This window comes from Holdemanella biformis DSM 3989 (assembly GCF_000156655.1).
In the GTDB taxonomy this organism is placed as follows: domain Bacteria; phylum Bacillota_I; class Bacilli_A; order Erysipelotrichales; family Erysipelotrichaceae; genus Holdemanella; species Holdemanella biformis.
On record NZ_DS996871.1, the window covers coordinates 1 to 1,470 of the forward strand.

Annotated in this window: 1 protein-coding gene; it reads right to left on the reverse strand. The window is 35.3% G+C overall.

What is annotated here, in order from left to right; all coding sequences use genetic code 11:
- Positions 1-878 precede the first annotated feature (878 nt).
- The coding region (locus EUBIFOR_RS13335) for a type II toxin-antitoxin system death-on-curing family toxin (RefSeq protein ID WP_003866336.1) at positions 879-1,470 on the reverse strand (592 nt) is incomplete at its 5' end.

Genomic DNA, 1,470 nt, shown 5'->3' on the forward strand with positions numbered 1-1,470 from the left:
AAGCCAAACCGTTTCGTTATCAGGTGATACTGTAACATCTAGTTGTAAATCGCCATTTACAAATCTAATAATTTCATTGTTCATGTTTTCTCCAATCTTTTTATATTTGAATGATTTTAATAAAGAGTTTCTTTAAAGAAACTATAGCATAGTAAGCTTTATTCATCAAAATTGTAATAATTTTCTTTCCATAACCCATGTTTTAGACTACAGAAGAGCGTATTTGGGGCAAAGTAGGCATCCAAAAGAGCATCCGAACGGTTCGGATGCTGTCGGGGGCTCCAAATTTTTTCGGGCTCCGTGCCGTAGGGTTCGAATGCACGTCAAACGCACCCAAAAATGGGGGAAAAGTGTTCGGATGACCTACGCGTATCCGAACTTTTTTGCTAATATTTTGCTAATTAGAGGGGTTCGGATGACGTCATCCGAACCATCATTCGAACCCATTTATTAGCACAAAACGGACAAAAATGAACAATTGAAAAAGTGCTAAAAATGCCGTATTTACGGCACAATTAACACTTCACGATATCAAGCGGACAAAACATGGGTTCAACTCCTAAGCGAAAGGTCGTAGGTTCGACTCCTATCTGGGACGCCATAAGCCTATAAACAAAGGGTTTTAGACACTTTGAGACGATAGAAATTAGCGATAGAATCGGTTGATTTTATTGCTTTTTTTTAAATGAGTTTGAATAAAATTTGGCGAAAATGCCAGCTAATATTCATTTTTGCGAACCTCCAATGAGTGCCTATACATGATGATATTAGAAGCACAAAATACGATGATTTGATGCCCCTCCTACATATCCAGTGTTTGACTGGTATGTAAAAAGGATTAGGTTTAGAGAGAATAACATTTGTTGTTGTGAAAAATCCTAAGCATTTAAGAAGTTCATTACTAGTTTGACCATTGTTTCTTTTTCTTCAGGTCTGGATTCTGCAATCATTAAAGTAATGGCAACAAGTGCACTGTCTGAAATAATTTGTTTTCCGTCGATAATGAGATGTTTATTCTTATTTAAAAATTCAAGGAATATAGAAGCTCCTATGCGTTTACAACCATCTACAAATGGATGGTCTTTTATTAAGAAGTAAAGAAGATTTGCAGCCTTTTCTTCGATACTTGGATATAATTCAGTTCCAAAAACGTTTTGATAGATAGCTGCTAAGATTCCGTTGAGTTTTCCTTCCTCTTTTTCAACGCCAAATACATTTGAAAAGTTGCCATATTTCATGGAATCAATCAATTCACGACATTCTTCATAACTTAAACGATAAATAGAAGCAATGCCATCAGGTTTAGGGATGGTTCCATGGTCATAATCATCAAGTAATGATAGTGCATTTGAATAAGCTTCAATCACATTCAATACTTCTTTTTCTTCAATACCTAAAGTAGAAGCAAGCATCCTAGATTGAATGGATACAGTCTTGTTTAATACTTCAATTCTTTTCTCATTTATTGCA